General features: G+C 37.7%; 23 protein-coding genes, 2 tRNA genes and 2 other annotated features. Of the genes, 5 read left to right on the forward strand and 20 right to left on the reverse strand.

Going from position 1 to position 23,014, the window contains the following annotated elements:
* From trpB to trpE, 6 genes are read right to left on the reverse strand one after another with little or no spacing between them, the layout of a single operon-like run.
* Nucleotides 1-1,200, reverse strand: coding sequence for a tryptophan synthase subunit beta (trpB, locus tag AC3ANL_RS16210; RefSeq protein WP_488325447.1), 1,200 nt, complete (start codon nt 1,198-1,200; stop codon nt 1-3).
* Nucleotides 1,175-1,819: a phosphoribosylanthranilate isomerase gene (locus tag AC3ANL_RS16215; RefSeq protein ID WP_488325448.1), complete on the reverse strand. Its 645-nt coding sequence runs from the start codon at nt 1,817-1,819 to the stop codon at nt 1,175-1,177. Before AC3ANL_RS16215 ends, trpB begins: the two co-directional genes overlap by 26 nt.
* Nucleotides 1,816-2,607 carry an indole-3-glycerol phosphate synthase TrpC gene (trpC, locus tag AC3ANL_RS16220; protein ID WP_488325449.1) on the reverse strand — a complete coding sequence of 264 codons (792 nt, stop codon included), beginning with the start codon at nt 2,605-2,607 and terminating at the stop codon, nt 1,816-1,818. The genes AC3ANL_RS16215 and trpC overlap by 4 nt, the downstream gene beginning before the upstream one ends.
* Complete coding sequence (gene trpD, locus AC3ANL_RS16225; protein ID WP_488325450.1) at nt 2,608-3,633, reverse strand: anthranilate phosphoribosyltransferase; 1,026 nt, start codon at nt 3,631-3,633, stop codon at nt 2,608-2,610.
* Nucleotides 3,605-4,216, reverse strand: coding sequence for an anthranilate synthase component II (locus AC3ANL_RS16230; RefSeq protein ID WP_488325451.1), 612 nt, complete (start codon nt 4,214-4,216; stop codon nt 3,605-3,607). Before AC3ANL_RS16230 ends, trpD begins: the two co-directional genes overlap by 29 nt.
* On the reverse strand, nt 4,213-5,601 hold the full coding sequence (trpE, locus tag AC3ANL_RS16235; RefSeq protein ID WP_488325452.1) for an anthranilate synthase component I: 1,389 nt from the start codon (nt 5,599-5,601) through the stop codon (nt 4,213-4,215). Before trpE ends, AC3ANL_RS16230 begins: the two co-directional genes overlap by 4 nt.
* Before the next feature lie 60 nt (nt 5,602-5,661).
* Nucleotides 5,662-5,912: a binding site (T-box leader), on the reverse strand.
* A gap of 37 nt (nt 5,913-5,949) precedes the next feature.
* Nucleotides 5,950-6,199: a binding site (T-box leader), on the reverse strand.
* A gap of 257 nt (nt 6,200-6,456) precedes the next feature.
* On the opposite strand from trpE, the gene bcbE reads away from it, so the two are divergent.
* From bcbE to AC3ANL_RS16250, 3 genes are all read left to right on the forward strand, one after another.
* Complete coding sequence (gene bcbE / locus AC3ANL_RS16240; RefSeq protein WP_488325453.1) at nt 6,457-7,734, forward strand: bacillibactin exporter BcbE; 1,278 nt, start codon at nt 6,457-6,459, stop codon at nt 7,732-7,734.
* Nucleotides 7,735-7,927: 193 nt separating this feature from the next.
* Nucleotides 7,928-8,001, forward strand: a tRNA-Gly gene (locus tag AC3ANL_RS16245).
* 8 nt (nt 8,002-8,009) lie between these two features.
* Nucleotides 8,010-8,101 (forward strand) — tRNA-Ser (locus AC3ANL_RS16250).
* Between the two features lie 132 nt (nt 8,102-8,233).
* Here the strand turns inward: AC3ANL_RS16250 and AC3ANL_RS16255 are convergent.
* From AC3ANL_RS16255 to AC3ANL_RS16270, 4 genes are read right to left on the reverse strand one after another with little or no spacing between them, the layout of a single operon-like run.
* Nucleotides 8,234-9,139: a 4Fe-4S dicluster domain-containing protein gene (locus AC3ANL_RS16255; protein WP_488325454.1), complete on the reverse strand. Its 906-nt coding sequence runs from the start codon at nt 9,137-9,139 to the stop codon at nt 8,234-8,236.
* 23 nt (nt 9,140-9,162) lie between these two features.
* Nucleotides 9,163-9,750 carry a DMSO/selenate family reductase complex B subunit gene (locus AC3ANL_RS16260; protein ID WP_488325455.1) on the reverse strand — a complete coding sequence of 196 codons (588 nt, stop codon included), beginning with the start codon at nt 9,748-9,750 and terminating at the stop codon, nt 9,163-9,165.
* 13 nt (nt 9,751-9,763) lie between these two features.
* Nucleotides 9,764-12,157: a DMSO/selenate family reductase complex A subunit gene (locus AC3ANL_RS16265; RefSeq protein ID WP_488325456.1), complete on the reverse strand. Its 2,394-nt coding sequence runs from the start codon at nt 12,155-12,157 to the stop codon at nt 9,764-9,766.
* On the reverse strand, nt 12,150-12,815 hold the full coding sequence (locus AC3ANL_RS16270; protein ID WP_488325457.1) for a TorD/DmsD family molecular chaperone: 666 nt from the start codon (nt 12,813-12,815) through the stop codon (nt 12,150-12,152). The genes AC3ANL_RS16265 and AC3ANL_RS16270 overlap by 8 nt, the downstream gene beginning before the upstream one ends.
* Before the next feature lie 245 nt (nt 12,816-13,060).
* Here AC3ANL_RS16270 and AC3ANL_RS16275 point away from each other — a divergent pair, with 245 nt between their 5' ends.
* On the forward strand, nt 13,061-13,357 hold the full coding sequence (locus AC3ANL_RS16275) for a DUF6509 family protein (protein ID WP_488329749.1): 297 nt from the start codon (nt 13,061-13,063) through the stop codon (nt 13,355-13,357).
* Nucleotides 13,358-13,398: 41 nt separating this feature from the next.
* On the opposite strand, the gene AC3ANL_RS16280 is transcribed toward AC3ANL_RS16275, so the two are convergent.
* The 4 genes from AC3ANL_RS16280 to ku form a co-directional block, all read right to left on the reverse strand.
* Nucleotides 13,399-13,602, reverse strand: a complete 204-nt coding sequence (locus tag AC3ANL_RS16280; RefSeq protein WP_488325458.1) for a cold-shock protein — start codon at nt 13,600-13,602, stop codon at nt 13,399-13,401.
* 138 nt (nt 13,603-13,740) lie between these two features.
* Nucleotides 13,741-13,941, reverse strand: a complete 201-nt coding sequence (locus tag AC3ANL_RS16285) for a cold-shock protein (protein ID WP_488325459.1) — start codon at nt 13,939-13,941, stop codon at nt 13,741-13,743.
* Nucleotides 13,942-14,160: 219 nt separating this feature from the next.
* Nucleotides 14,161-15,123: a nucleoside hydrolase gene (locus tag AC3ANL_RS16290; RefSeq protein ID WP_488325460.1), complete on the reverse strand. Its 963-nt coding sequence runs from the start codon at nt 15,121-15,123 to the stop codon at nt 14,161-14,163.
* A 168-nt stretch (nt 15,124-15,291) separates the two neighbouring features.
* Nucleotides 15,292-16,122, reverse strand: coding sequence for a non-homologous end joining protein Ku (ku, locus tag AC3ANL_RS16295; protein ID WP_488325461.1), 831 nt, complete (start codon nt 16,120-16,122; stop codon nt 15,292-15,294).
* A 126-nt stretch (nt 16,123-16,248) separates the two neighbouring features.
* Between ku and AC3ANL_RS16300 the strand changes: the two genes are divergently transcribed.
* Nucleotides 16,249-18,081: a DNA ligase D gene (locus AC3ANL_RS16300; protein WP_488325462.1), complete on the forward strand. Its 1,833-nt coding sequence runs from the start codon at nt 16,249-16,251 to the stop codon at nt 18,079-18,081.
* Between the two features lie 85 nt (nt 18,082-18,166).
* On the opposite strand, the gene dapF is transcribed toward AC3ANL_RS16300, so the two are convergent.
* The 6 genes from dapF to AC3ANL_RS16330 form a co-directional block, all read right to left on the reverse strand.
* Nucleotides 18,167-19,150 (reverse strand): diaminopimelate epimerase, encoded by a 984-nt coding sequence (dapF, locus tag AC3ANL_RS16305; RefSeq protein WP_488325463.1) that lies wholly within the window; start codon nt 19,148-19,150, stop codon nt 18,167-18,169.
* 80 nt (nt 19,151-19,230) lie between these two features.
* A complete protein-coding gene (locus tag AC3ANL_RS16310) occupies nt 19,231-20,016 on the reverse strand; it encodes a hypothetical protein (protein ID WP_488325464.1) in 786 nt (261 codons plus the stop codon).
* Between the two features lie 113 nt (nt 20,017-20,129).
* Nucleotides 20,130-20,984, reverse strand: coding sequence for a patatin-like phospholipase family protein (locus tag AC3ANL_RS16315; protein ID WP_488325465.1), 855 nt, complete (start codon nt 20,982-20,984; stop codon nt 20,130-20,132).
* A gap of 96 nt (nt 20,985-21,080) precedes the next feature.
* Nucleotides 21,081-21,860, reverse strand: a complete 780-nt coding sequence (locus tag AC3ANL_RS16320; protein WP_488325466.1) for an ABC transporter permease — start codon at nt 21,858-21,860, stop codon at nt 21,081-21,083.
* Nucleotides 21,857-22,765 carry an ABC transporter ATP-binding protein gene (locus AC3ANL_RS16325; RefSeq protein ID WP_488325467.1) on the reverse strand — a complete coding sequence of 303 codons (909 nt, stop codon included), beginning with the start codon at nt 22,763-22,765 and terminating at the stop codon, nt 21,857-21,859. The genes AC3ANL_RS16320 and AC3ANL_RS16325 overlap by 4 nt, the downstream gene beginning before the upstream one ends.
* Nucleotides 22,765-22,962, reverse strand: coding sequence for a PLD nuclease N-terminal domain-containing protein (locus AC3ANL_RS16330; protein WP_488325468.1), 198 nt, complete (start codon nt 22,960-22,962; stop codon nt 22,765-22,767). Before AC3ANL_RS16330 ends, AC3ANL_RS16325 begins: the two co-directional genes overlap by 1 nt.
* Between the last annotated feature and the right edge of the window lie 52 nt (nt 22,963-23,014).

Genomic DNA, 23,014 nt, shown 5'->3' on the forward strand with positions numbered 1-23,014 from the left:
TTATTTTCCCTCCTCAAGCCTTGCTTTAACCGTATCTACATCCTTGTCACCACGTCCTGATAAACAAACAACAATATTTTGTGATTGGTCCATTTCAGCAGCAAGTTTAACGGCGTAGGCAACAGCATGGGCACTTTCAAGCGCCGGGATAATCCCTTCAAGCTTGGATAAAAGTAGAAACGCAGCAAGTGCCTCTTGATCTGTAATAGAAAAGTAGTTAACTCGACCGCTATCCTTTAAAAAACTATGTTCTGGTCCCACACCTGGATAATCAAGTCCCGCCGAAATGGAATGAGCTTCTTGTATTTGGCCTTCCTCCGTTTGTAATACATACATTAAGGCTCCATGCAAAACCCCTGGTCTTCCTTTTGTGAGTGATGCAGCATGAAAGGCGGTTTCAACGCCGGCACCTGCAGCCTCAACACCAAATAAACGTACTCCCTCGTCTTCTATAAAAGGATAAAACATCCCCATTGAATTGCTCCCTCCGCCAATACATGCCACTACAGCATCAGGAAGGGCGCCATTCCTTGCGTAAAATTGTTCCTTTGTTTCCTTTCCAATTACACTTTGGAAGTCTCTTACCATAACGGGAAACGGGTGCGGCCCCATTACCGACCCTAAAAGATAATGAGTATCATCCACATTCGCTACCCAATATCTTAGTGCTTCGTTAACTGCATCCTTTAAGGTTGCACTGCCGGACGTCACACCGATAACTTTAGCACCGAGCAACTCCATGCGAAAGACATTTAAGGCTTGCCGTTTAATGTCCTCTTCCCCCATAAAAATAATACAATCGAGATTTAACAAGGCACAGACGGTTGCAGTTGCTACTCCATGTTGACCTGCCCCAGTTTCAGCTACAATTCTTCGCTTTCCCATTCTGACTGCCAGCAAGGCCTGGCCAATAGCATTATTTATTTTATGAGCGCCCGTATGATTCAAATCTTCTCTTTTTAGATAGATATTCGCTCCACCTGCATGTTTTGTTAAATTTTCAGCCAAATATAATGGTGTCTCCCTACCAACATACTCTTTTAATAATCTGTCAATCTCAGCTTGAAAACTAGGATCCTTTTTTGCTTCTTCATACGCGTCATTTAATTCAATAACGGCTTTCATTAACGTTTCTGGTACAAATCTTCCTCCAAAAATGCCGAAATGACCTTTCTCATTCGGTAATGTATAGGTGTTCATCCGGTTGCCCTCCTAAAGGTAAAGTTTTAACCTTGTCAATAAATTCTTTTATTTTCACCAAATCTTTTACTCCATTTGTTTCAACCCCAGAGCTAACGTCGACCATATAAGGTTTCATTTGTGAAACAGCCTCTTCTACATTGCCGACATGTAAACCACCCGCAAGGATTACCTTTTTTTTAATGGAGTTAGTATTTACTTCACTCCAATTAAATGTTTTACCATTTCCACCGTGGAATTTACCTTTTGGTCCATCGAGCAGTATAAAGTCACAGGGAAATTCAGTTAAATTTAGTAAACCTTCATTACTTGAAAAACTAATAGCTTTAATTACCGGCAGCGTAAGCGACTTACTAAAGGCTGCTGATTCATCGCCATGTAATTGGATATGGGTTAATCCAACTATAGATGCAATCCTTTCAATCTCATCCTTGGACTCATTCACAAAGACGCCAATTTTTTGTACCTCGACTGGTAAAGATAATACAATTTCACTTGCTCTTTCAATTGAAATCTTCCGTTTGCTTTCAGCAAACACAAGGCCAATAGCATCAGCACCATATTTAACAGTAGTAAGTGCAGTGTGGGCATCCATTATTCCACATATTTTTACTTTCACCTGTTTGCACCTTCTTGAAGCGGCAGCCGAAGGTCTAAAAAGGATTTTTTTACATCTTGGCTAACCATTAATGCCTCTCCCACTAATATTCCATTTGCTCCTGCATTTCTCACCCGTTCAGCATCCTCGATCGTATGGATTCCACTCTCACTAATGAGATAAGCTCCTGATTTTTTAACTTGTGATGCCAATTTTTCAGTTATCTCGAGTGATACTTGGAAGGTTTTCAAATCGCGGTTGTTTACACCAATTAACATGGCACCCGTTTTAAGAGCTTTGTCTAATTCGCTTTGATTATGAACCTCGACCAGTACCTCTAAACCTAATGACTTTGCGTATTGAAATAGTTCTTTTAACCGAGCTTCATCTAATGCAGCAACAATTAATAAAATCAAATCAGCCCCATGTGATGCCGCTAAATCAATTTGTAAAGGATCAATAATAAAATCCTTGCAAAGAATCGGGAGATTTACCGTTTCACGAACGGTCTTCAAATCTGCGAATGATCCTTTAAAAAAGGTTGTATCAGTTAAAACCGAAAGGGCTGCAGCACCAGAACTTTCGTAAATCGATGCTTGGTGAGCCGGTGTTACACCACTGTTAATTAAACCTTTTGACGGTGAAGCACGTTTATACTCTGCAATGACAGAAAGTTCACTTGCATCTTGCAGTTTTTGCAGAAATGACCTTTTTGGTGCCTTTGTGTCATAAATGATTTGATGCCCTGCTTGAAGGAGTAAAACCTCTTTCTTTTTTTGCTCAATAATTCGATCTAAGATTGTTTCCATTTATATCGCCTCTCTCTGGCCAGTCTGTGATTTTTCAATGAGAGCCATTAATTTTTCGTATGCTGCACCTGTATCAATAATTTCTTTTGCGATTTCGATCCCAGCCTTTATCGAGTTGGCCTTCCCAGCTGTATAAATGCCAATACCTGAGTTAAGTAATACAGTATCCCGATGTGGGCCTTTTTCTCCTTTTAACACTTTAATTAAGATTTCCCCATTCTCTTTGGAATCTCCTCCCTTTATAGAACTATTGTCGTATTGCGGAAGATTTACATCCTCGGGGCGGAAGGTATAATTTGTAATTAATCCATCTTCTAATAATGTGTAATGGTTTTCTCCTTGAAGTGAGGCTTCATCCATATATCCTGCTCCATTAATCACGACCGCTCTTTTACGGCCGAGATTTTTCAAGACTTCTGCAAACACATTCAATAAATCTCTTCGATTAATACCTAGTAATTGATAGTCCAAATCAATCGGGTTTGTTAACGGACCAATGTAATTAAATACAGTTGGGATTTTTAATTGTTTACGGACTGCTGTAATCTTCCTCAATTTTGGATGTACATGGGGTGCGAATAAAAAGGCGATACCAATTTCTTGGAGAATTTCTTCTAATCTTTCAGCCGATAAATTTAGATTTACACCCAGGTACTCAAGGACATCTGCACTTCCGGTCTTACTAGAGATGCTTCTATTTCCATGCTTGGCAACTGGAATACCTGCTCCAGCAATCACGAAGGCTGAAGTAGTACTAATATTAAAGCTAGATGTTCCATCACCCCCAGTTCCACAATTATCAAGAACATTCGGAAATTTACGATTAAACGAGAGAGTATTCTCTTTCATCGCACCTACAATACCGGTGATTTCTTCCACTGTCTCACCTTTTGATTTTAAGCCCATAATAAAGGCAGCAATTTCTGATTCAGAAATTTCTTCACCTAGGATAAAGCCAAATGCTTCTTTCATTTGACTTTCAGAAAAAGATTGCTGCTCAGCTAATTGGAGTAAATAATTCTTCATTTGGTTTCTTCCCTTCTATTTCAATTAAAAAATTTTTCAGAATTTGTTTCCCAGATGGGGTTCCAATGGACTCTGGATGAAATTGCAGGCCATAAATTTGATAGTTTTGATGCTTAATCGCCATTACTTCCCCATCATCATCGGAAATGGCAATACACTCTAGTTGTGATGGCAGGCTGCTTTTTTCTATTGCTAAGGAGTGATACCGCATCACTTCTAGCGGTGATGACAAGTGAGAAAATAATTCATTGCTTGGATGTGTGATCATTGATGTTTTGCCATGTTTTATATAGCGGGCTCTTCTTACTTCACTTCCAAAGGCAGCCCCAATAGCCTGATGGCCAAGACAAATTCCTAAAATAGGAATACTTTGATAAAACGTTTGAATCAATTCAATACATATCCCCGCATCCTCTGGTCTTCCAGGTCCAGGGGATAAAATAATGGCTTTAGGATTTAGCATTTTAATCTGCTCGATATTTAGCTGATTGTTTCGATAGACCATTACTTCCTCCCCTAATTCTCCTAGATACTGGTAAAGATTAAACGTAAACGAATCAAAATTATCTATCAGTAAAATCATTGCCCGCCCTCCAAAAAGGATTTTAATTTGTTTAATGTTTCTTCATATTCAGACCCTGGATTCGAGTCATAAACAATTCCTGCACCTGCTTGAATAATTGCTGTACCGTCCTTTATAATCATCGTCCGAATCGCTAGTGCAAAATCCATATCGCCACTTGCTGATACATACCCGACTGCTCCCGAATAAAGGCCGCGTTTTGATTTTTCTAAGGAGTTGATAATTTCCATTGCTCTAACTTTAGGAGCACCTGAAACCGTTCCAGCTGGAAGACAAGCTGCCAGCGCATCAATAGCCGTTTTTCCTGGTTGTAGGTGACCGCTGACTTCAGAAACTAGATGCATGACATGACGGTATTTTTCCACTGCCATATATTTATCCAGTTGAACAGAACCAAAATTGCAAATCTTGCCAAGATCGTTTCTGCCAAGATCAACAAGCATTCGGTGTTCAGCTAGTTCCTTTTCATCGTTTAGAAGTTCCTTTTCAATCTGCTGATCTTCGTCTTTTGTTTTTCCTCTTCGTTTTGTACCGGCTATTGGATTCGAAATCACCATATCTCCCCTAGTTTTAATTAAGCTTTCCGGGGACGAACCAATCACGGTATATCCATCAAAATCGATATAAAACATATAAGGAGTTGGATTATTACTCCTATGTCTCCGATAAAGTGATAAAGGGGTCCCATGAAATGCTGATTTCATCCGTCTCGATAAAACCACTTGAAAAATATCACCCGCCAAAATATGTTCTTTTGCCACTTCAACACTTTTTATAAATGCTTCTTTTGTTGTCTCTGAGTCAAAACCGGAAAAATGAAAAGGCTCTTCCTCACGATAATAATCTGGTTGTTTTAGTTCTTCTATCCTTTGCCTTACGCGATTTTCAATTTCTACCGTGTTGCTTGTTTCTGAAAGCGGCAATCCACAAATCATTACTTTCTCCTCAAGATGATCAAACACGATTATTTCCTCATAGAACATTAAGTGAACATCAGGCATATCTAAGCCATTAGAAAACTCCTCGCCAATGATTTCGGACCTCCTGATGATGTCATAGCCAACATACCCAACAGCTCCACCCACGAAGGGAAATTCCAACACCTCAAGGGTTGTTTGCGGCAAAAGCTCCTTCAAAATAACTAGCGGGTTACCTTTCAATACTCGCTTTTCACCATCACGATTGATGATTTCATTGTGTTCTCCTCTAGAGATGAGTTCAAAAGCCGGATCAGCACTAATAAATGAATATCGCCCTGAGTCATTGTACTTATGAGAACTTTCTAATAAGAATTTTTTGGCTCCACTAATCTTTTGCAAAATGGAGATTGGGGTTAAAGTATCACCCTTAATTTCCTGTAAAATATATCCACTTGTTTTAGTCATATTACAACTCCTTTCCAAAATAAAAAAATCGTCCTCTATACGCGCAATTACCTTGTGCGTATAGAGGACGATTCTAGATCGTGGTGCCACCTCCTTTTGAAGCAATTAAAAACTTGCTTCCTCTTTCGGATACAGAAACTAAGTGGTTTCGATATCCTATCCTTTTAACGGTGGAATTCCGTGCATCTCTACTATAGTTCAAGACACCTCTCGCAAGTCCATTCCACAAATTCATTCTTATCGGGCTCTCACCTACCCCGACTCTCTGAAAAGAACCAAATGTGTGTACTCCTCTTGCTCAGCGATTTACATATAATTTATTATAAAAACAAAAAGAGCCCTCCATCCAAAAAGGACGGAAGACCCGTGGTGCCACCTTCATTAGCTAAAAAATCAGCTCACTTAACTGGTATCAAAGCAATACGCTTGAATACCTGTCTCAGGTAACGATGAGATCTTCGCCAAAGCCTACTCACCCAATAGGGGGTTCGGTTTGGAGCTCGGAAGTCCATTCACTGTTACGTTTTCACTGATTTGCACCAACCATCAGCTCTCTAAACAATCCGTACCAGTTACTACTCTTCGTCATAGCCAATTCCGATTTACTTTATTGATTATTATCCTATCTAACTTCATCATTTATGTCAAGTACTTATTTTTATATAATTCAAAAAATGTAAAATACTTTTTAGTAACAAATACTTACCGTTAATTTATTGTCTACTTCCATTTAAAGGATTTCTTAAATTTGTTTATTTCAAGATAATAAGCGGATATTAACAATAACATATAAAAAACAAAAAGCGCTCTTTTGCGCTGAGGTGAGAGTATTAATGAAGGCGGGATAGAAGATTCATGGAACATATTGAGCAATTAAAACAAAAGAAAATGGCTGCCAACAAGAAAGACTCGGCAACAGGACAGAAGAAGACCAGTGAGGTTTCGAAACAAAAATGGGCGATCGTCTCGCTGTCTTCCATTCCTTTAGTGATGACATTAGGTAATTCAATGTTGATTCCTGTATTACCTTCTATGGAAAAAAAATTATCAATTTCATCCTTCCAAACAAGCATGGTCATTACCGTTTATTCGATTGTTGCAATCTTTTTAATTCCAGTTGCTGGCTACTTATCTGATCATATCGGCAGGAAAAAAGTGATAATCCCCAGCCTTATCATTGCCGGTATAGGCGGACTTATTTCCGGATGGGCGGCATGGAAGTTAGATGATGCTTATTGGCTTATTTTAATTGGTCGAGCCTTTCAGGGAGTTGGTGCAGCAGGAGCAGCCCCCATTGTTATGCCGCTTGTTGGAGATATGTTTAAAAGCGATGATGATGTAAGTAGTTGCTTGGGTCTAATTGAAACGGCCAATACATTTGGAAAAGTATTAAGTCCAATATTAGGGGCCTTTCTTGCTGGATTTATTTGGTTTTTACCATTTTTTTCATTTCCAGTATTTTGTGCCATTTCTGTTTTATTGATGATTTTTCTCGTCAAATGTCCCAAAAATACCGATAAACCCATCCCATTCAAAGATTTTTTTATAAATGTTAAAAAAACCTTTACTGAAAAAGGACGTTGGCTATATGCCATCTTTTTTATTGGTGGGATCCTTATGCTAGTCCTGTTTGGAATATTGTTTTACCTTTCGGAGATTTTTGAAAAAGAATATCACATAAAGGATGTCAAAAAGGGCTTCTTTTTAGCACTGCCATTAGGAGCACTTTGTTTATCTTCGTTTATCAGCGGCAAGGTGATTAAAAAAAATAAGGTTTTAATGAAATGGATTACCTTTAGTGGAATTGCAGCAGCAGCTCTTTCCATTGCAGCACTTTGGTTTTCAATTAAACTATGGTATTTACTTACCATGTTTCTTATTAGCGGGATAGGGATCGGATTAAGTCTTCCGTGTTTAGATGCATTAATTACCGAAGGTATTGAAAAAAAAGAGCGTGGAACGATTACCTCCATTTACAGTTCAATGCGTTTTATCGGTGTTGCCGTTGGACCTCCATTGATTGCTCTTTTGATGAAATATTCCAGTTATTGGATATTCATTACGCTAAGCAGCCTTAGCATCATCGCAGCAATTGTTGCGATGATTGCCATTAAGCCAAAATCAGAAGCATAAAGAGTGCTGAGGGGGATAGCCTCAGCACTCTTTATTGTCATATCAGAATTTATTCGTTTTGGCTTCGAGAATTGTCCAGCTCCAGCGCCCTGGTCACGGTTGAATAAAATGCTTCATTAATTTATGTCTATTAAAATTTTTATACCAAAAATATTATTACTATGCTATAATATATTGTGTTCTTATTGATTATGCGGGTGTGGTTTAATGGTAGAATTTCAGCTTCCCAAGCTGACGGCGGGGGTTCGATTCCCCTCACCCGCTCCATAATTGATGGAGAAGTACCCAAGTGGTTATAAGGGGGCGCACTCGAAATGCGCTAGGACGGGCGACCGTTGCGTGAGTTCGAATCTCATCTTCTCCTCCATACAACTTTCCTATTACATAAATTAAAACACTAGCAATAGTGTTTTTTGTTTTGCATTTTTGAAACCAACTAAAAAGAATCGCAAAAAAGGCTTGGTAACCTTCTGAGAGATTCTCTTTTTCCGTTCACTCTTTATTTATATGGACTTAGCCATTCCGGATCCCGATCATTACATACAGTGCATTTCACTATTTCAGGTTTAAAGGTATAAAATGTTTGTCCGCATTCCTGACACTTTTTTGTATGCAAATTATAATAAGATTTACTTTTTTCCTTGATTTCAGGACTAATTTGAATGGCGTTCTCTGAACACATATCCATACAATCTGAACAGTTAACGCAATTTTCATTGGAAATTTGTAAAACGGTTTCCTTTATCGTAAATACATTTTGCGAACAAAAAGTAAAACACATTTGACATAATGTACAGTCCCCTTTGTTTATTTCAACTGTGTAAAATTGATAATCAGGATAATGTTTTGTTAGTATCCATTCATTTGCTTCCATTTTCCATGAAGCAGGTGTCATGTTTTTTACGAATTGCTTACCTTCTTTTTGTAAGGAGGAGAAAAATGCTCTCCTCGATAAATTCTCTTCTTTGTTCTTTTGAACAACCTCTATTGAATCTTGTCCCAGGAGAGGTAATATTCTATTGGCTTCCTTAAGAGTCATTTCCCAATCAGAATTAAGAGGAGAGGCCTCTGTTTTAATAGAGTTTAATCCTCTCTGTTTATAAATTAACAATTCCTTAATAGATGGAGTATACCGATCATTATAAATTAAACTGTCTTTATCAAATTCTCTTGAACTAGTAATTCCTTCGATAGCAGAAACGGGACAGGCAACCATACAATTCCCGCAGGAAGTACATCGCTCTAAATTTAATTCAATTGATTGAGCCGTAATAGAAAGTGCTCCATTCTTACAAACATCAGAACAAATGGTGCAGGTTGAGCAACGATATTTTTTTCTTGAACATTCATCCGTTATGTTTACATCCACGTGCATACTTTCAAGCCAATTGACAATTAGTGACATATCGATCACCTACAGAGAATTTGTTAACTGCTGGATAATCTCGCATCTCTATGCGGTGTTATCACGAGGTTTGGATGCGTAATCGAATTACTGGGCATCCCCTTTATTTGACTTACACTACCATATTTTTTTCGCAGCTCTTCAACTGGACCAAATTCTATGGCTCTCATTGGACAGGTTGCTACACACACTGGATCCTCTCCTTTTTCTTGCAAATCGACACATAAATTACATTTATTTGATTTAAACACTTTTTTATTATATTGGGGAGCTCCATACGGACAGGCTTTTACACACAACTGAGCTCCTTGACATACATCCTGGTCGATTGTTACTACGCCATTTTTTTCATCCTTCACAATGGCTCCTGTTGGACAGCTTGGAATACAAGCAGGTTGTTTACAATGATTACAAGCAATTGAAAAATAAAACGATTTAACGTTTTGAATCATACCCTCTTCTTGCTGCACTAGGAAGGATCCTTCCTCATAAGTGTAGACCCTGCGGTAATTGATCCCTACATCGAGGTTATTTTTGTCCTTACATGAGACTGTACATGCCTTACATCCAGTACAGAGACTTTGATTAATATAAAATCCTAACTGTGCCAAAATTCCTCACTCCCTACGCTTTTTTTACTTCAACAAGGTTTGTTAACTGTGGATTTGCTTTTGCAAGAGCGGTAGGCCGCTGAGATGTCAACACGTTAACTGCACCTCGTTGATCAAGTCCGTTTTTATCAGGAGTATACCAAGCACCTTGAGGAATTCCTGCTACCCCCGGAGTAATACGTGGTGTGACTTTTACATCTATCACTAGCGAACCCCGCTCATTAAACACTTGAGCACGGTCACCATCTTTAATACCTCGTTTTTCTGCATCCTTAGGATTCAGCCACATTTCTTGCTTGGCTGCTTCTTCAAGCCACTCTTGATTATCATAGGTGGAATGACATCTTCGCTTATAATGCCAGCTGATGAGTTGAAGAGGATACTTTTCTATTAATGGATCCTCAGGTCCTTCCCATGAACTAATATATTTTGAAATAGCTGGAATTTCATCATGTTGATTCATATCCCATAAAGATTTTGAGAATAACTCGATTTTCCCTGATGGAGTGGCGAATGGATTTTTATCAAGGTCTTCAATATTTCCTTTAAAACCAACTAGTGGTTCATCAAATTTAAAATGATGGACCCCTTGTTTTCGAAATTCCTCAAATGTCGGGAAGTTTGGATCTAGCTCTTTTTTGGTTCTATCCACACTCTCTTTAACAATATCAAGAGTTGACCGTCCCTCCGTAAAGCTATCCTTAAGGCCTAATTTGTCTGCAACGTCAGCAAACACATCATATTCATCACGGCATTCATATAATGGATCAATTGTTTTATCGCCAAATACAACATAATCTCCAAAACACCATGGTGTACCGATATCATATCGTTCAAAAAAGGTTGTACCTGGTAATAAAATGTCTGCGAACTTTGCACTTGGGGTCATAAAGAGATCACTAACAACTATAAATTCTACTTTGCTTTCATCTTCTAGCAGCTTACGAGTTTTGTTGATATCCGCATGCTGATTAATAAGCATATTTCCGGCCATGTTAAAAATCGATTTAATATTTGTCGTTAACTTTTCTGTACCTTCTAATCCGTCTGCAGCTGTCATCTCTGTTCCTTTTTCTACAGCCGTTGTCCAAAGGAAGCATGGGATGGATGCCTTAACCGGATTTTCATAGGAGAATGGATAAACAATGTTTGAGCGGCTCCAATAGCCCGTTCCTGCGGCCCAACCACCTAATTTGCCAACATTTCCAGTGATACAAGCCAACTGGGCACCACCGCGCATGAATTGTTCACCATAGGCTTGTCGCTGGGCGGCCCAGCCTTGGATAAGTGCCGCAGGCTTATTCGTAGCATACTCTCGGGCTATTTCTCGAATTTTACCTGCAGGTACACCACAAATTTTTTCAGCCCATTCCGGGGTTTTTGGCACACCATCTCTTTCACCAAGTAAATAACTTTTTACTGATTCATCTTTGGATACACCCTTTGGCATATGTTCGCCGTCAAATCCAATACAATATTTATCAAGGAAGGCTTGGTCATGAAGTTTTTCGGTAATAATGACATACCCCATAGCGTCCATCATGGCATTATCCGTCGTTGGCCGAATCGGGATCCAATCATCTGCAAATGCAATGGCTGTATCTGTATATCTTGGGTCGATCACGACAATTTTTGCTCCATTTTTCTTTGCCTGCATTAAATATTCACGATAGGGGGTTGAAAAAATCATTTCTGAGGGATTTTGGCCCCATAAAATAATATATTTTGTATGCAAAAGCGAATCAAAACTGCTCCCCGAATTATTAGTGCCGTAAGTATAAGGGGTGGCAACATTTCCTGCACCAGAGCTATAATCATTTCGGGAATTCAAGTAACCGCCTGTAAGGGACAATAGTTTTTTTGCCGCACTTTGCCCACCGTGCAGTCCCCAACTTTGTCCGGAAGCATAGTTTACATATCTTGATTCAGGACCATATTTTTCACCAATTCGTTTTACTTCAGAAGCAATTGTATCGACTGCCTCTTCCCAAGTAATCCTTTCAAATTTCCCTTCGCCCCGTTTCCCAACCCTTTTCATTGGGAACTTTAAGCGGTCTGGATGGTAAAGTAAATTTCGATAGTTTCGTCCCCTAACACATGCCCTAAGTGGCGGAGTCGACAAATCCCCTCCTTCTTGTGTATCAGTGCTTACACGAACAACTACTCCATCCTTGACATGGGCTTTAATGACACAGCGCCCGCCACAATTATTAATACTGCAAGTTGAGATTATTTTTTCCTTGTCTTTGGCACTTACTGGTTTTACTTTTTCTTTACGATCAACCAGCATTTTTGTCCCGATTCCCCCAGCAATAACAGGAATCCCAATAGCCCCGGACCATTTCAAAAAAGTTCTTCTTTGCATTTTATTTGATAATAAATTCTTTAAATGGCTATTTTCAGACATCGGCTAACGCCTCCCTTACTTCCAATAGAGATGTTAAATCAAAGTGTAAAAAATCCTCCAACAGCATAGCGGCACCTAGATATAATTGACTATTGGTATTATCTATTATTCTTTTACAAAAATGCGGAATCCAAATGGTCAAATGATCTTCAAGAAATTGAATTTGATTATAAAGTAAATTTTCAATTTTTTCTTTTTGTTCTTCCTTCAAGCTTAGCTCCATGAGAAACATCATAAATTCTAATTCAAGCAATAAATGATCATCAGGATAATTATTTTCTTTTTCATATTTCAATCCAAATTGATGATATTGTTCTCTTATTTGGAATGTCCACTTTTCAAATAATAAATGCTCTTTACTCCTATAGTAAGACTCCCAAGGAGGCGCAACCAATGAGCCTGGTCCAATAAATAAACGTTGATATTCCTCTCTTTCTTTACTGATTTGATGATAGGTCAAACGATTAAAAAAAGAAGCGAGAATGCTCCCTCCTTCATGAAATTCCTTTAGTTCATCAAAATTTTCCAATGTACCTAATTCAATTAAGGTTTTCTCATCTGTTTCCAAAAACAAGGTATAAAGAAACTGGTAAAAATTTTTTCTAGATAATAAAAATGGCTGTAATTGGTTATGTATTGACTGGGTAGTTGAAGTCATTTCCTCTCTCCTCGCTTGTGAATGTACACATACACGCTAAAAATCTCCACCTACTTTTCCTTTAGGCTTCATTCCTAAGGAAGCCCTAAATATATTTTAATCTTACCTTAATCTAGCAAAGTTGGAATGAGTTTGTGCAATTATTCACATTAAGTTCAAAATCCTTGGAATTGATGTTACCAAAATCACTTTTATGGTTATCAAGAAAAATGTGTATAATAAGAGAGTCTAATAAACTGCAAAGGATGATCCATTTGAACATTACAGGCCATGAAGTCGAAAAATTAGAAGACCCATTTGGTTTATTAACAGGAGAACGTTATGAATTTTTCCTTGAACTTGATATCGATGAAGAGGACGAACTATATTCTGAGAATGGTATTGGGTTAAAAGTCATTTTCGTTCAGGAGGAAATAGGCGACAAAATTAGCAGCTATTACTTTTATGAACGCGGTAGCGAGAAGGTGTTAGACTTCGAACTTGAGGAGGATGAAGAAGAACTAGTCCTTACATACTGCAGACAATATAGTAAGGAAGTATAAAAAAACAGGGAGTAATTTCTACTCCCTGCCTAACACAACTTTTACATAAAATTTTTACTATGATTATGAATGACTTGAAGTTCTTTTGTAGTTTGACTCATTTCACTTTTGCAAATTGGGCAAAGCGGAACTTCACTACTTTTAAAATTGTCACGAATCCAGCATTTACAACTCTCTGAGGTGCAAACCCAAATTTTTGTTTCTTCCAATTTAATTTCTTCGTCATTTTTTCTACCAAACGCCAAAACGATCACTCCTTATAATTAGTTATGACTGTTTTTGAACACTTTGTTATTACAATTGGTAACTATTTTTCTAGTAATAATATATAGATAAAAAGGTGATGCTTTCACCTGGTGCATCACCTTTTTATTTTGAGAGAATTAAACTGTTTGTACGTTAGCAGCTTGTGGTCCACGAGCGCCTTCAACGATTTCAAAAGATACAGATTGACCTTCTTCTAAAGTCTTGAAGCCTTCAGATTGGATAGCTGAAAAGTGAACAAATACATCTTGACCGCCTTCAGATTCAATAAATCCGAAACCTTTTTCTGCATTAAACCATTTTACTTTACCGTTTTCCATGGATTTTACCCCCAACATTTTGTTCACTTTAAATTTCTCGTACATTTAACATAATAAAAAAGACGTACCCTACACTGTCGGCAATAGACATCACCCACATTTTCGTGCAGTTACGACTACCTAATCAATAAATATTAACGAACATTAAAGCGTATTTCTATTATATCGCATTTTTATTCTTAAGTCAATTCAATTTGAAAAACAAGGAAATCCGTCTTTTTAACTCTTTTGAAAATTTCCTTTCATAAATATTTCCAAAAAGTTGGTCATAAATGCTGGAATGTCCATCTCCATTCCAATGAAATCCATCGTCTTTTGCGGTTCTTGATCTGGTTTTGGCCGAAAATCAGCAATACTTTTCCCTTTGGCATCGCCATATTCTTGAACCTTAACACGCCTTGACATATATTTAACGAGGTTGGGTGCGGTTACGGCCATTAGTGGTACCACATCATGCAGCGGTGCCCCCTGAATACCCGGTATATTTTTTTGATAAGCTCTGAAATAATAATCAAAGGCTGGTTTTATTAATGGTTTAAAGGGTGTCGGACTGTTTTCCGCAAGATAGTTAATGATATCTGGTGTAATGATGGCTTTATTTGTTATATTTAGCGGGTGCAAGTAGATATTATGTGCCTTTTCCATCACAGTATTTGCAGCAATTGGATCAACATAGAAATTCGCTTCTGCTTCAGCTGTGATATTACCAGGTACTAAAAATGCTCCTCCCATAATATAAAAGGCAGCGACATCCTTTAAGGCATCATTCCCATATATGATGAACAACAAGGCCAATTCAGTCATTCTTCCGACATTGACAATGATCAGATTTTCTTGATATTGGTTCACAATTTCAAGTATCTTATTAAAATCAAAGACCTTTACATCCTTAATTGTATCGGGCACTTTAATTGGACCTAGTCCTTCTTTTCCATGAATTTCCGGGTAATACTGAATGGGTTCACCGGACAATGGACCAGCTGTCCCAGCAATTATCGGAATATCCTTTCTGTTACCTAAAGTTAACAAATAGGCAGTATTTCTTACTGATTGCTCCTTTGGAGTATTTCCATAACCACTGACAATTCCAATTAAATTTATTTTAGGATTAAGTAAGGCATACATTATAGCAAAAGAATCATCAACACCTGGGTCTGCAAATAAGAGGACATTATAGGCCATCACCCTACCTCATTTCTATGGTTTTCTTATTTAAATTATGCAAAGCAGATTTAGGAAAGAACATCGAGATTAGCTAAATATAAACAGTCACGTAGAAATCACCCTACGTGACCATTGAAGTCATTTGAAATCTTTTATAAGGTTCACGTTGATAAACAATTTTAAATCTCATGCTTCCTTTTTTACTTTGGCTGCTGTTTTTTTCCTTGGTGCTGTTGCTTTTTTTGGCTTTGTCCGATCGATCGATGCCTGCAAGGCTGCCATTAAATCGGTCACATTTGAAGCAACTTCCTTCGTTGCAGCGGTTACAGTTTCTTTTCCACTACGTTTTGATTCAATTAAGTCTAAAAGTGCCGTTCGGTATTCGTCCGTATATTTTTCAGGTTCAAATATCGTAGTTAATTGATCGATTAGTAGAATTGCCGTATCTAATTCTCTTTTTGTTACTTTATCTTCTGAAGGAACATTTGGAACATCACCCGCTTTGCGAACCTCGTCAGGATAATGAATTGTTTCCATAACCAAGGTATTTTCATACACACGAATAACCGCTAGTTGTTCCTTTGAACGAATGATGATTTTGGCAAGCCCTACCTTCTGGGATTCCTGCAGTGCCTTACGTAATAACGAATACGCTTTTCCTCCACCATCATTAGGTGACATATAATAGGTTCTATCAAAGTAAATAGGATCAATTTCTTCTATTTTAACAAAATCTATAATTTCCACTGCTTTGTCTTCGTTTTCCTTGCGCAGGTTTTCTAATTCTTCCTTATCCAATACAACAAATTTCCCTTTTGTATATTCGTACGCCTTTACAATCTCTTCCGGTTTTACCTCTTGTTCACAAACAGTGCAAATTTTTTCGTATTTTATGGGTGCATGGCATTTATCATGCAAGGTGCGCAGCTTAATATCTTTATCTTCAGTCGCTGTATGAAGCTTGATCGGGATATTGACGAGTCCAAAACTGATACTTCCTTTCCACATCGTATGCATCCGAATATCTCCATTCTTTTTGCTTTTATTTTGTGTAGTAACAAACATTGCATTCCTTAAAACATTTGGAAAAGGATGAAGTAGTGATCAATGAAACAGAATAAGGAAAAAGGGAGGGAAAATTTAATGAAACCGATGTTGCCCAGTCTAACCTTTGATCTTCCAATACGGACTGATTGGTTGTATGAGGTGAAATATGATGGATTTAGAGCCATATTGGACTGGAATTCCAAAGGAATTGAGTTAACTAGCAGAAATGGGAAGGATCTCATACCACAATTTCCAGAGATAGAAGCATTTTTATTACAATATGAAAAACAATTCAAAGCATTTTTACCACTGCAATTAGATGGGGAGTTAGTGTCCCTTGAAAATACACATAAAGCAAATTTCTCTTCTATCCAGGTACGTGGACGGTTAAAGTCAGAAAAAAAAATTTTAAAGCAGTCTACAAGCTCACCTTGCCGTTTAATGGTGTTTGACTTATTAATGGCAAAAGGAAAACCGCTTTATTCCCAGCCCTTTCAAAAAAGAAAAGCTGAGTTGAAAAAAATATTTCAAAACATGGGTTTTTCCTTAGAAGCTGACCAGTATAATGATCAACTGCTTCAGTATGTGCAGCCCTATGATGATTTTGACTCGCTCTGGGAGAAAGTCGTTTTATACGATGGGGAGGGTATTATTGCTAAATTTAATAACAGTCTTTGGGAGGAGGGAAAACGCTCATTACAATGGTTGAAGTATAAGAATTGGAAATATGTCAGCTGCTTTGTCATTTCTTTTGAAAAAACAAATGGATATTTTTATATTGGCGTTTATAAAGAAAATGTAGTTTACCCTATTGGCCAAGTTCTTTTCGGTTTAAAACCTGAAGAAAAGGATGCATTAAAACAAACCATTAAACAAAATATGGTCAGTGAGGATAACCAATTTATGTATGTCGAGCCCGCCATCTGCCTTGAAGTGAAATACTTAGAGCTTTATGATAACCAATTGCGTGAACCTCATTTTGACCGTTTCCGTTTTGATATAGAGCCAGCTGAATGTACATATGATCGGTTTATGTTTGCCCAAAAAAATCTGCCAGCTGATTTGGAAATTACCCATCCGGATAAACCGCTGTGGGATCAACTCGGCATTCATAAAGCTGATTATATTTTGTACTTAAGGGAAATATCTCCGTACATGCTTCCTTTTTTAAAAAATCGATTATTAACCGTAATCCGCTATCCACATGGAATGTTTGGAGAAGCCTTTTATCAAAAAAACTGTCCAGAATATGCACCTGGTTTCGTGCAAACCACGGAAGCTGAGGGGATTAACTATATCATGTGCAATAATTTAAAAACACTCATTTGGCTCGGAAATCAACTTGCGATTGAATTCCATATCCCTTTTCAAACGATTCACAGCAAAGGACCTAGCGAGATTGTTTTCGACTTAGACCCTCCCTCAACGAATGACTTTCAACTTGCCATTAAAGCGGCACTATATATAAAAGAAGTCCTTGACCAATTAAATTTAATTGGATTTATAAAAACTTCTGGGAACAAAGGATTGCAAATTTACCTGCCTCTGCCGGAAAATGTTTATTCCTATGATGATACAAGACGGTTTACAAGCTTTATTGCTGAATATTTAATCTCCAAGGATCCAGATTCGTTTACGATTGAACGCATGAAAAAGAATCGTGGAAACAGATTATATGTCGATTATGTTCAACATAGTGAAGGCAAAACAATTGTCGCCCCATACTCGATGCGCGGAAACCAACATGGCGGTGTAGCTACCCCATTGTATTGGGAGGAAGTGGATCAAAACTTGGAACTACTCTCCTTTAATATGGAAAATGCCCTTAAACGAATTCGGGTGCAGGGTGACCCCTTTAAGGATTATTTTCATGCAAAACAAATCCAGCCCTTTTCACCCGTACTTGATTTTTTAAAAGGTTCAGGTTAGAAAAGCGCAAGGCGCCTGGAACTGGACATTTTTCAAAGCCGGAAATTATACTTTTCATCTTTAAAAAAAGGATAAGGCAAGGGCCTTATCCTTTCATGTTTTGTTGGATAAATTGTTGTGAGTCTGATTGCAATTTTTCGTACGAATCCTGCTCTGAAAAGTCCGTTTTCGCTGACAAGGAGAAATTATTTTCCGTTTGATTGAGCATAACGGATGCCTTATAAAGATAGGTTGCATTTCCAATCAGATCAATCGTATAGTTTTTTTCGTATTTATGGACTACACACTGGACCTTGCCGCCATTATTGTAAACATTAATTTCTTTTTCATACTTGTTTAAACCTGTTAAACAAGTAACAAGAGAGGAGGCAGACATCGCTGTCCCACAAGCATTCGTAAATCCGACACCGCGCTCAAAGGTCCTAACGTATATGGACCCTTCGTCCAATGGTTTTACAAAGCTTACATTCACACCATCTGGAAAAAACTCATTAGGTCCATTTACTTTTTCACTAAGTTGTTTTTGAATGTCTATTTGCAGCTGCTCTGTTTCCACAATGGCAATTAAATGTGGATTGGGCACCGCAAGTGCAGTAAATCTTAAATCATCAGAAAGTTCTTCCACCCGCTCATTAAAAAGCGTTGGCTTGTTTAAATTTAATGGTAATGCCTTTAATTCAAATAAAACTGGAGAAATCTCAACCTGGAAGGTATGGATATCCGGATAAATGTCTGCTTGTTTGCTTACCTTTAAATTTGCCTTCATGGTTTCAATTACAGCGTTACTTTTCCCTTGTTGTTCACAAATATATCTCGCCACTAGTCGCAAACCATTTCCACACATTGATGCCTCAGAGCCGTCCGAATTAAAGACCCGCATTCTTCCATCTGCATGGTCGCTATTCATGACAAAAAGAATGCCATCTGCACCTAGTTCTGTCTCACGATTGCATAAAAGCTTTGCAAGATTTGCTCTTTCATTTTCTGTAAATGAATAGTTATTTGAAATTTCATCAATGAGGAGAAAATCATTCCCAGACCCATGACCTTTAATTACATCAATTTGCACAGTAAAACCCCCAAGAAGTAATATAAGTAGTTTTTCTATATCATATCAAACATTATCAATGAGGGAAACTTTCTAATATTCTATCTTTCAATAAAGTATTCGTTTATTAAAAAGGACATGCTGAGGAGCTTGTCTTCATTTGAAATAGGTACATTCCATGACAATACAGGCGTATTGGGCTCTGGAAACAGAGGGCTCCATTCCAGCGGCATCCATCCCCTGCGAAGCCGCCCAATCTGCTGATGTTCTTGATCTAACACTTGCTCATCCATAAATACAGAAGACCCTTCAATCTCACCAACATACCTCCCATAACGATCCATCAATTCCTTTTTGGATTTTCTAAAACCCAAATTTTTTTTTTCAAAGCTGCCTAAATAATTCTTTTTATGGTCATAAACATTAATATTAATGACTCTTTTACCTTTTACGTTAAAAAAGCCCACCACTTGATTTTCTACATTGTATAGTGCATAGATTTTTCTGGGCCTTAACCAATGTACCTTGTTGCCACGGAATTTTTTTATTTTTCCTGCCATCTGGCCATTTGGAAAATAGAGTAGCAAACAGGGTGACACAGTGTTTAAATAAAGGACTAATAAATGCCGTTCATCAAAAAGAGACTGATGAGTGCTTTCAGACGGTGCTAAATTTCTACTAATTGAAATCGATTGCCGCAATTTAAAAAGATAGATTTGAAAATGAAATAGGCTAAAGATTAATAATGGGACCACTAAAACCATAATTTCTCTATTTTTTATAAAAGAAACATTGCCTAAAACAATTAGAATGGATGGAACGAGTGCAGCAATACTACCATTTAAGTTGAGATGAGCTATATCCCGGTAATATTCATTTATTTTCATCAAGAAAACTCCTTATCAATTCCTCTACTCTCAGTTTATTTAATAGGATTCAAAAAAATGATAGTAGTTTTCATAAATTAAAAGAAAAGAGAAGAGCCGAATAGACTCTTCTCCTATGCTTGAATATACTGATTGATTTTGCCAATCGAAGTCTTCGCATCCTGATAACCTTGATTGTATAACTCTTCTAATCTTTGTGGATTTCTTTCCATTCTTCCTACTTTTAATGGCTCCGTTGGACGGATGATCAAGACATTGCCAGCTTTTTCTTCGTCCTCAAGATAGGCAACTGTATTATTGTAAGTCTGATATCTATTCCTTAAAGACTGCTGCAGCCCCTTGTAATTTGGATATGTGCGATCAACAAGAAAGTTAAATTTCGAGGGTGTTTTTAAATACCCTTTATTTCTCGTTAATATAACAATATTTTTCTTAAAGCCATCTTTTTGAGCTTTTTTAATCGGGATTGGGTCACTAATACCGCCATCAAGTAATATTTTATCTTTAATCCGGATTTCTGGAGCGATAAATGGCAGGGAACTCGAGGCCCGTAACACCTTTAGCAGCTCATTACCGTAATCCTTCTTTTTAAAGTAAACAGGCTCGCCTGTAAAACAATCCGTCGTTCCGACCACAAATTCACTAGGGCCATGATAAAAAATATCATAATGGTAGGGAACATGCTGATTTGGAATTTCATCAAAAATAAAATCCATCCCAAAGAATTGCCGATTTTTAAAATAATTCCTCCACGAAATATATCTTGGATCTGAAGCATAATCAATCGTAACGATTTTATTTCTTCCCTTTTGCTTCGACAAATAGGATGCTGCATTACATGCACCAGCTGAAACACCAATGACATACGGAAAGAATAATTCCTGTTCTAAGAAATATTCAAGGATCCCAGCAGTATAAACACCGCGCATCCCGCCGCCTTCTAATACTAACCCGACTTGATTTAACATACTGCCACACCCCATTTATAATAACCATTGCAAAATTCACACACTAGTTATTATAGAATACCAACACCCCTTTGCAAAACGAAAAGGATTTTGAATTTACGAGGAAAGCTCTTTTTTTCTAAAAATAAATATACTTAACCCTAATAAAATCACTATCACCACTACCGCTAAAATACTCGCCGGTAATGCTTGGTCAGGTATTCCTTTTCCTAATAGCACTTCGTTTGCATAACTAGTTAATTGTGCTGGACTCCATTCAAGCCTATTTGAAAGAGTACTGCTTACTAAGCTAACTACGATGATCACTGCCAATGAACAAAAACCTGCTACTCCCGTTGACAAGAGTGAGGAACTGAAAAACACAGTAATGGTTAAGATCACTGTGAGCCACAGACCATAAAAAAGGAAGGATTGGAAAAAGTCTGCTATAGGAATCCAATCAAATAATTGCCCTGTGTAATACCATGAAGTGAGATAACCAAGGAAGAAAGCAAACCAAAGTAACAAGAGACCACCAGTCCACTTTGCCATTACATAATATGGGTAAGAGACAGGCTTAACTAAAATCATGGCAGCAACACCACTTTTTCTCTCGGCCGCAATTAGCCCCATCGTAGTAAGCACAATAATTAAAACTCCTAGTGTTGTGTATTGGCTTAGGCTTTGAATCAGAACCTCTCCAGCTGTCGGTTTTGGGAGATTAATAACCGTACCCTCAGGTAATCCCCCAACAGAGTCCAGAATTTGCGGCAAATAGTAGCTCGTGATTGGTTCCTGAGCACCTAGTAAAATAAACGTAATGGGTACCCAAACCCATTTGAAATTTCTCCACATTTCTAATATCTCTTTTTGCAGTAATGTCAGCCATTGGCTCATTTCCCCACCACCTTCATAAACACATCTTCAAGAGTCATACTACTTATCTCAAATTTCTCTAATGGCAGGTTTTTTTCTGAAATATACTTTAGAAAAACTTTTCTAGCTTGGGCAATATCCTTTACAAAAATACTAACTCGATTTCCATTGGTTAACACTGAATGTGTTGCCTCATGGGTTGAGAAGAAACCAATATACTCATCAGACTTTCCACTAAAGTACAAGTCAATTTTAGCTTGCTGGTGCCGCTCACGAAGCTCGGTCATTGTCCCCGATTCTACAATTCCCCCGTTATGTAAGAATAAAATCTCATCACACACTTCCTCAGCATCACTAAGAATATGGGTCGAGAATAGAATAGTTGTCTCTTTCTTTAATCCTTCAAGAAGATCCAATACCTCTCTTCTGCCAATTGGATCCAATGCCGAAACAGGTTCATCCAGCATTATTAGCTGTGGACGATGAATTAGGGCCTGCGCAATACCCAGCCTTTGTTTCATCCCGCCAGAGTATTTTGCAACCTTCCGATTTTTCGCCTCAGAAATGCCAACAAGCTCCAGCAATTCTAATGAACGCTCTTTTGCTTCCTTGCCTGTTAACCCGGCTAATTTACCAACATAAGTTAAAAATTCAATTCCTGACATCCAATTATAAAACACAGGAAATTGCGGTAAGTATCCAATTAATTCGCGGATATCTTCCCCTTTTTTGAATTCGGTAAAGGTAATCGTTCCTTCTGACGGTTTCATTAATCCAGAAAGCATTCTAAGGGTAGTTGTTTTTCCCGCACCGTTTGGTCCTAATAAACCTACACATCTTCCTTTTTCTAGGTTGAAATTTAGACCTTTAATGACTTCCATCCCTTGAAAACTCTTTTTTAACCCTTTTATATGTATTAAGGACATTAGTTATTTCTCCTTCCAATCACAAAATAAAGGATTGGCCCAATGATATTAATAAATAAAATAATAAGCGCCCATAACCACTTTGGTCCATTCGTTTTTTCAATTTTAACAAGATCTATGATGGCAACGATTAAAAGGATAAGTTGAATAATCAGGATTGGCGCTAAAATAGGCACATAATTTGCTAAATTTTCCATACTTCCCCCTCCTTTTTCTTCATTTTAACTCAATCAGTTACTAATAAAAATA

It is taken from the genome of Neobacillus sp. DHD-1R (genome assembly GCF_057747995.1).

Coding starts and splice junctions, on each gene's coding strand:
- bcbE (WP_488325453.1), top strand. CDS start 6,457: ATGGAACATATTGAGCAATTAAAACAAAAGAAAATGGCTGCCAACAAG.
- AC3ANL_RS16290 (WP_488325460.1), bottom strand. CDS start 15,123: ATGGCCTATAATGTCCTCTTATTTGCAGACCCAGGTGTTGATGATTCT.
- AC3ANL_RS16275 (WP_488329749.1), top strand. CDS start 13,061: ATGATCCATTTGAACATTACAGGCCATGAAGTCGAAAAATTAGAAGAC.
- AC3ANL_RS16265 (WP_488325456.1), bottom strand. CDS start 12,157: ATGTCTGAAAATAGCCATTTAAAGAATTTATTATCAAATAAAATGCAA.
- AC3ANL_RS16320 (WP_488325466.1), bottom strand. CDS start 21,860: ATGAGCCAATGGCTGACATTACTGCAAAAAGAGATATTAGAAATGTGG.
- trpD (WP_488325450.1), bottom strand. CDS start 3,633: ATGAAGAATTATTTACTCCAATTAGCTGAGCAGCAATCTTTTTCTGAA.
- trpE (WP_488325452.1), bottom strand. CDS start 5,601: ATGACTAAAACAAGTGGATATATTTTACAGGAAATTAAGGGTGATACT.
- AC3ANL_RS16285 (WP_488325459.1), bottom strand. CDS start 13,941: ATGGAAAACGGTAAAGTAAAATGGTTTAATGCAGAAAAAGGTTTCGGA.
- ku (WP_488325461.1), bottom strand. CDS start 16,122: ATGCATACGATGTGGAAAGGAAGTATCAGTTTTGGACTCGTCAATATC.
- trpC (WP_488325449.1), bottom strand. CDS start 2,607: ATGGAAACAATCTTAGATCGAATTATTGAGCAAAAAAAGAAAGAGGTT.
- AC3ANL_RS16310 (WP_488325464.1), bottom strand. CDS start 20,016: ATGAAAATAAATGAATATTACCGGGATATAGCTCATCTCAACTTAAAT.
- AC3ANL_RS16315 (WP_488325465.1), bottom strand. CDS start 20,984: ATGTTAAATCAAGTCGGGTTAGTATTAGAAGGCGGCGGGATGCGCGGT.
- AC3ANL_RS16230 (WP_488325451.1), bottom strand. CDS start 4,216: ATGATTTTACTGATAGATAATTTTGATTCGTTTACGTTTAATCTTTAC.
- AC3ANL_RS16330 (WP_488325468.1), bottom strand. CDS start 22,962: ATGGAAAATTTAGCAAATTATGTGCCTATTTTAGCGCCAATCCTGATT.
- AC3ANL_RS16325 (WP_488325467.1), bottom strand. CDS start 22,765: ATGTCCTTAATACATATAAAAGGGTTAAAAAAGAGTTTTCAAGGGATG.
- AC3ANL_RS16270 (WP_488325457.1), bottom strand. CDS start 12,815: ATGACTTCAACTACCCAGTCAATACATAACCAATTACAGCCATTTTTA.
- AC3ANL_RS16300 (WP_488325462.1), top strand. CDS start 16,249: ATGAAACCGATGTTGCCCAGTCTAACCTTTGATCTTCCAATACGGACT.
- trpB (WP_488325447.1), bottom strand. CDS start 1,200: ATGAACACCTATACATTACCGAATGAGAAAGGTCATTTCGGCATTTTT.
- AC3ANL_RS16255 (WP_488325454.1), bottom strand. CDS start 9,139: ATGTCACTAATTGTCAATTGGCTTGAAAGTATGCACGTGGATGTAAAC.